This is a genomic window from Pseudarthrobacter sp. MDT3-1, from assembly GCF_054510755.1.
Map to the genome: position 1 here is coordinate 1 of NZ_JBTNDX010000057.1, position 6,028 is coordinate 6,028.

The 6,028-nt window shown below is 64.3% G+C and carries 7 protein-coding genes and 1 pseudogene; 5 read left to right on the plus strand and 3 right to left on the minus strand.

The window, feature by feature from the left end; genetic code table 11:
• From ACX80X_RS20885 to ACX80X_RS20895, 3 genes and pseudogenes are all read left to right on the plus strand, one after another.
• Positions 1 to 667: pseudogene (locus ACX80X_RS20885) on the plus strand (HNH endonuclease signature motif containing protein); the annotation flags it as partial.
• Between the two features lie 216 nt (positions 668 to 883).
• Entirely contained in the window at positions 884 to 1,129 is a 246-nt protein-coding gene (locus ACX80X_RS20890) for a hypothetical protein (protein WP_252600490.1), read from the plus strand.
• A gap of 145 nt (positions 1,130 to 1,274) precedes the next feature.
• The gene (locus ACX80X_RS20895) at positions 1,275 to 2,255 is read left to right on the plus strand and encodes a manganese catalase family protein (protein WP_252600492.1); all 981 of its coding nucleotides are present in this window, start codon (positions 1,275 to 1,277) and stop codon (positions 2,253 to 2,255) included.
• Positions 2,256 to 2,336: 81 nt separating this feature from the next.
• On the opposite strand, the gene ACX80X_RS20900 is transcribed toward ACX80X_RS20895, so the two are convergent.
• A complete protein-coding gene (locus ACX80X_RS20900; protein WP_252612084.1) occupies positions 2,337 to 3,341 on the minus strand; it encodes an NAD(P)-dependent alcohol dehydrogenase in 1,005 nt (334 codons plus the stop codon).
• Positions 3,342 to 3,510: 169 nt separating this feature from the next.
• Between ACX80X_RS20900 and ACX80X_RS20905 the strand changes: the two genes are divergently transcribed.
• Together ACX80X_RS20905 and ACX80X_RS20910 are read left to right on the plus strand one after the other, a co-directional pair.
• Positions 3,511 to 4,242: a TetR/AcrR family transcriptional regulator gene (locus tag ACX80X_RS20905; protein WP_459313274.1), complete on the plus strand. Its 732-nt coding sequence runs from the start codon at positions 3,511 to 3,513 to the stop codon at positions 4,240 to 4,242.
• Between the two features lie 93 nt (positions 4,243 to 4,335).
• Positions 4,336 to 4,707: a VOC family protein gene (locus ACX80X_RS20910; RefSeq protein ID WP_459313276.1), complete on the plus strand. Its 372-nt coding sequence runs from the start codon at positions 4,336 to 4,338 to the stop codon at positions 4,705 to 4,707.
• On the opposite strand, the gene ACX80X_RS20915 is transcribed toward ACX80X_RS20910, so the two are convergent.
• Together ACX80X_RS20915 and ACX80X_RS20920 are read right to left on the minus strand one after the other, a co-directional pair.
• Positions 4,708 to 5,280 (minus strand): MOSC domain-containing protein, encoded by a 573-nt coding sequence (locus ACX80X_RS20915; RefSeq protein ID WP_459313278.1) that lies wholly within the window; start codon positions 5,278 to 5,280, stop codon positions 4,708 to 4,710.
• Positions 5,281 to 5,387: 107 nt separating this feature from the next.
• Positions 5,388 to 5,612 (minus strand): hypothetical protein, encoded by a 225-nt coding sequence (locus tag ACX80X_RS20920; protein ID WP_104063475.1) that lies wholly within the window; start codon positions 5,610 to 5,612, stop codon positions 5,388 to 5,390.
• Positions 5,613 to 6,028: the final 416 nt, after the last annotated feature.

A 6,028-nucleotide genomic window follows, 5' to 3' on the forward strand; every position in this document is an offset into this window, starting at 1 on the left:
CAGGGCCCGGACGAGCCCCTGACCCTCACACAGCTACGGGCCGACATCTTCGCCGCCGCCCTCCTCGGCGGCGGGAACCCCGCAGAACATGATCCCGGGCAGGATCCGCCGCCCCGGGCCCTCGTGATGGTGACGGTCCCGGTGTTTTCCCTGCTCGGCGCCACTGAGGAACCGGCGATGCTTGACGGCTACGGCCCGATCCCGGCCTCGATGGCCCGGGACCTCGTGGCGAACGGGGCCGATTCGTTCTACCGGGTCCTGGTTGACCCGCGGGACGGGGCACCCCTGGAGATCGGCCGCGCCAACTACCGTCTCACCAAGGCCATGCGGAACTGGCTCCGGCTGCGCGACGGCAAGTGCCCCTTCCCTGGCTGCAGTAACCATTCCCTGGACAACGAGGCGGACCACATCCTNCAGCGCCTGGCGGCCCACACCAGGCACCAAGAACGAACCACCTGGCTGGATATCGCCCACTGGCAGGCGCTACAAGAGTGAACACCAGGACTGGGAACCACCACACTGGCCAAAAGAACCGAAACCGGAAGCGAGCAGGAATGGGCGCCGGCTTCCAGCGCGGCGTGAAGGTTACGGCGATCCGGATTTTGTTCACACCGGGATATCCCTGGGCGAGGACCGCGTGGAACGGTTCCTCCACTCCACCGCCTGACGGTGCCCAAAAGCAGCCTGCGCATGCACCCTGCACCCTGCGCAGTGCCGGCCCTAGCCTGCCTCCGGGTTTTCGCCGCCGGTGATCGCAACCCTGGAGCCCGGCAACCCCGTAGCGCGCCAGAGACAAGCGGACGACGGCGGGAGGTCCCGGCGTCGTCCTTCGCACTTGAAGTGGAGCCTTCCCGACACTGACGGACGGTGGGACGATTTCAGTATGAGTGAGAAGATCGCTGACGGCCCGCAGGATCACGGCCCACACCAGCACGCCCACGCCGCTCCGACAACGCAGCAAATGCGGACCGTGGGTCAACGCCGCCGAGAGGCGGAGGAGAAATTAGAGCACCACCTCCAGGAAGCCCTCCACAAAGACGATCCGCACCACGATGCGGTGCCTGAGTCCGAAGAGGCGGGTCCGGTGGATAGCGGGGACGTTGCCGCTGTCCACCACGACGACGATTGACCGCCGCAGTGCAGAGCTGCCGCTGACTGGCCCTCAGCCATGCCCAAAATAGTAAGCATGCTTGCCAATTATCCCTAAGCACGCTTATGGTGGTGCCGCGGAGCGCGTCAACAGCCCGTCATCATTTCAATAAGTGAGGAAGCCCATGTACCTGCATACACAGCTTTTGATCAACGAAATCGCCGCCGACGAGCCTGATCCCGCTGCAGCCAACGCGCTGCAGGAGGGCCTTGGCGGGCAGTTCGGCGAGATGCGCACCATGATGCAGTACCTGTTCCAGAGCATGAACTTCCGTGGCGATCCTGCCTCCAAGCCCTATAAGGACTTGCTCCAGGGCGTCGGTACTGAGGAGATCAGCCACGTCGAGCTCATCGGCACCACTATCTCCCAACTCCTGGACGGATCTCCGCGGTACCAGGGCAAGAAGACTGATCCCGTGGATGAGCCGGGTGCCAAAGGTGCCACACCCCTGAAAATAGCTTTGGACACCAGCAATATCCACCACTACCTGGTGGGCGCCCAGGGTGCCCTGCCGGTAGACGCTGCGGGCAACCCCTGGAGCGGATCCTACGTCTACAACAGCGGCAACCTGGTCCTGGACCTGCTGTACAACCTCATGCTGGAATCCACCGGCCGGCTGCAGAAGTGCCGGATCTACGAGATGACGGAGAACAAAACGGCGCGGTCCACGATCGCGTATCTCATTGTCCGGGACCAGGCCCACGAGAACGCCTTCGCCAAGGCGCTGGAAAGCCTGGGCGTGAACTGGGGCAAAGTGCTGCCCATCCCCAAAACCAATGCCGAGCAGTTCCCCGAGGTTAAGAAGCTGCTGGACAAGGGGCTGCAGAGCATCCAGTACACGTTCAGCGCAGATAACCTCAGCGAGGCCGGAAAGCTCTACCGTGGAGCCTCGCCCTCCAATGACGGCACCGAACTCAGCACCGACGTCGCCCCCGAAGGCTTCCCCATGACCATCTCACCCGAACGCCGTGAGGAGTTCTCACCTGGGCTCGATCCCGACCTGCTCGCCTTGATCCAGGCCACCGCCGAGGTGGAGCTCAAGGAAGCAGACAGCCCGAAAGAGACCAAAGCCAAGGCTCCGGCAAAGTCCGCAAAAAAGTCCTAGGCGGGCGGATGATCTGAGGACGGACGACGGCGGGACCTCCCACCGTCGTCCGCTTTACGGTGCGCCGTCCGTCTAGCCGCCTCAGTGGTTTGGCATCTGTCCCTGAAGCTGGTGGACGCGCAGGACCACATTGCCCCGCTTGCGTCCGGTGTCCACGAAGCGGTGGGCCTCGACCACGTCGGCGAGGTTGTAGGTCCGGTCGATGACTGCCTGATACTTTCCTTCCTCCGCGAGGCCCACAAGGAAAGCGACGTCGTCGGCGGTGTATGTGAGCTTGAGGCTGCCGGCGGTGACCAGCTTGCCGCTTCGGCGGCTCTGTCCCCGTGCGCCGAGAAGTCCTTTGAGGTCGGCGATGACCAGGAGCAGGGCACCTCCCGGTGTGATGGACCCCTCCACCTTGGTGAACGGAGCGTTCCCGACGCAGTCCATAACGACGTCGTACGTTGTGTCCGCTTCGGTGAAATCATCCGTGGTGTAGTCGATGAAGCTGTCCGCCCCGAGTGATTCGACCAGTTCCTTGTTCGCTCCGCTGCACACGGCGGTGACATGGGCGCCCAGGTGTTTGGCCAGCTGTATTGCCGCCGTTCCCACCGCGCCTGATGCTCCGTTGACGAGGACAGTGTCTCCGGGCTTGATGGCCGCCAGGCCCAGGAAGTTCTTGGCCGTGAGTCCGCCGAAAATCAACGTGACGGCCTCCTCGAAGCCCATGTTCCGGGGTTTGGCGGCGATGGGCCCGTCAGCCGGGACCGAGACGTACTCGGCATGCCCGCCGAACCTGGCGCCGAGCATCGCAATAACCTCGTCGCCGGGCCGGAACGCGGTCACGCCCTGGCCGACGGAGTCGATTACGCCGGCAATGTCCATACCAAGGACCCGGGTCCGGGGGCGGAAGACGCCGAGCGCCAGCGCCGTGAGTGCCTCCAGCCCCGCGGGTACCTTGCGGCTGCGGGCGCGGTAGTCGGCGGCGCTGAGAGTACTGGCCATGACCTTGATGAGCACTTCTCCGGGCCGCGGTGGCGGCTGGGGGATCTCCTCGACGCTGACGACGTCCGGGCCGCCGAAGCGGCGGTACGTCGCGGCCTTCACAGCGAGGCTCCGGCAGCGGCCGTGGCAGCCGCCGGCTGGGTTGGATTCATGATGAACTCCCGACTTTTACACAAGGTGTACGGCGTACACCTTTCTGATGAAAATGACTGTAGGTGTACTTAGTACACTTGTCAATGGAAGATGTATATACCGTCGGAAGCAGGGAACAGTGGCTCAGCAGATTTCCGTGGAACGCCGGCCGCGGTTGAACCGGGATCGCGTGCTGCAGGCGGCCGTCTCCCTCGCTGATGAGGTGGGGATCGGCCCGCTCAGCATGCGCCGGCTCGCCCAGGAACTCGACGTGGTGCCCATGGCGCTCTACAAACACGTGGCCAACAAAGACGAGCTCCTCGACGGCATGGTAGAGGTGATCATCGGCGAGATTGATCCTCCCGTTGCCGATGTTGACTGGAAGAGCACCGTGCGGCTGAGGGTGCTCTCGGCCAGGCGCGTCCTCCAGCGCCACAAGTGGGCCCGGCCCGTCCTCGAAACGCGCACCAACCGGACCCCCGCCGTCCTGGGCTACATGGACTCGTTCATTGGCATGTTCCTCACCGGGGGCTTTTCCGTTGACCTCACGCACCACGTGATGCATGCCATCGGAAGCCGGATGTGGGGTTTCACACAGGAACTGTTCGACTCCACGGCCACTTCCGATGGCGACTCTCCCGCTCCGGTGGCACCGGAAGTCCAGGCTGCCATGTTCCAGGAAATGTCTGCCAGCTACCCGAACGTCCTGCAGGTGGCGACTGCTGCCAGCCACGATGACGGCTCGGTTGTCGGCGGCGGCTGCGACGACCAGTTTGAATTCGAGTTCGCCCTGGATCTCCTCCTCGACGGCATCGAACGGCTGCACCAGCGGGACTACAGCTCCGCAGCCGCCCGACTCGAGCGGGGCTGACCGGGAGCGGACGACGGCGGGACGTCCCGCCGTCGTCCGCTTGCGTCCGTGGGTATCATCGGAACACCCGTCCCTTTGAGAGTGGAGTTACGCATGCAGCTCGGCACTTTTTCGATCAGCCTCACCGTTAAGGACATCGCGGCGTCGGCTGCGTTCTACGAGAAGCTGGGCTTCACGAGTTTCGGCGGGGATATCACCCAGAACTGGCTGATCCTCAAGAACGGCGAGACCGTTATTGGCCTCTTCCAGGGGATGATTGAGAAGAACATGCTGACGTTCAACCCGGGCTGGAGCCAGAACGCGGAAGCGCTGGATTCCTTCACCGATGTGCGCGACCTCCAGCGGGAACTCAAAGCCGCAGGCACCGAGTTCGTTTCCGAGGCTGATGAAGCTATAAGCGGGCCGGGGAGCTTTATTGTCGTGGATCCGGACGGCAATCCGGTGCTCGTGGATCAGCATGTCTGACTAGGGCAGCCGCGACGCCCGCAACACCGTTGCCTCGCCAGCCCGTTCGGGCTCCAGCGGCACGGGGCTGACCAGCACCGCCGGCCCGCGGTGCAGGACGCCGTCGGAAAGTACCCGGCACCGCACACCGCCCCGCCCGCGCATTGCTTTGTGCGCCCCCGGGGCCAGCATCTCATCCATCCAGACGCAGGGATGGGCGGGCCGCCCGGCCGTGAGCCGCACCAGGTCTCCCTGGGATTCCAGAGCAAAGTCGTGCCCCAGGAGCGGAGCCAGGTGGGCCCCTCGGAGCACAACATTGCGCCGGGTCAGGAGCGGGTCCAGCCGTGCCGTTCCCAGCTCCGCGGCGATGGCCTCGAGTGACTCGATGGCAAATACGGTCACGGCGGCGTCCATGTGCGCGGCCTTGCCGAAAAACCGATCACCGACGATGCCCTTGCCCGCCACCAACTCCACCCGCCCGGCATCCGTCGTGGGGACATCCGCGGCACCCTCGCGGGCCCGGCCGAAGTACGCGTGCGCCGGCGAGACCAGGAGATGCAGGACCTCCACGTCGTACCGATAGGTTTCCGTCATGCCACAAAACTACTCCGCCGCGCGGGGGCTTAAGTGACCGTTCGCGCAGGCCCCAGACGCAAACGGACGACGGCGGGAGGTTCCGCCGTCGTCCGCTTGCGTTACTGCTACGCGGGCAGATCGCGCCGTTCGTGTGTCTGCCCGTAGGGGACATCGCGGCTGACGGCGACCGTGTAGCTGGTGTAGCTGTGTTGTGTGACCAGGATGCCGTGGCGGCTTTCCCTCATGGCGTGTTCGCGGGCCATTTCCACGGCGGTGTTGAGGTCGTTTTCGACGGTGTCAGGATCGTGGGCTGTGATTGCCAGGACGAGGTCAGAGTGGCGCTTGATCATGGTGGTCTCTTTCTCGGCGGGATCCCGGGACTCTGGGTGGGCACAGGCTTCCGGGGCCGGGCGTACCGGGGAGGCGGAAAGCGGTGGTTCCAGAGGGGTTGCCCGGCATCTCTGATGGGGCGGTGGCCGGCCGAATTGTCCGGCGGGCTGGATCGGCGGAAGCATTTGTTCCTGCGGATCTGTAGCCAGTGTGCCTGAAGCGTTGGTCCCGGGGCAATAGGTAGGCCGAAAAAATCGGGGCAGCCCGACTAAACGCCAGCGGACGACGGCGGGAGGTCCCGCCGTCGTCCGCCAAGTCGCTGTTGGTTCGTTGGCCTAGTACTACAGTCGCGTTTATGGGGTGTGTCCGCGGGCTTTGTAATGACTATGTCGTGCGCGGTGTTGGTGTTTTCGTCTCCAGGTTGAGTGTTCCAGGA

Excerpts from the sequence above, each read along its gene's own strand:
- ACX80X_RS20890 (WP_252600490.1), top strand. The coding sequence starts at position 884 with ATGAGTGAGAAGATCGCTGACGGCCCGCAGGATCACGGCCCACACCAG.
- ACX80X_RS20895 (WP_252600492.1), top strand. The coding sequence starts at position 1,275 with ATGTACCTGCATACACAGCTTTTGATCAACGAAATCGCCGCCGACGAG.
- ACX80X_RS20910 (WP_459313276.1), top strand. The coding sequence starts at position 4,336 with ATGCAGCTCGGCACTTTTTCGATCAGCCTCACCGTTAAGGACATCGCG.
- ACX80X_RS20915 (WP_459313278.1), bottom strand. The coding sequence starts at position 5,280 with ATGACGGAAACCTATCGGTACGACGTGGAGGTCCTGCATCTCCTGGTC.
- ACX80X_RS20920 (WP_104063475.1), bottom strand. The coding sequence starts at position 5,612 with ATGATCAAGCGCCACTCTGACCTCGTCCTGGCAATCACAGCCCACGAT.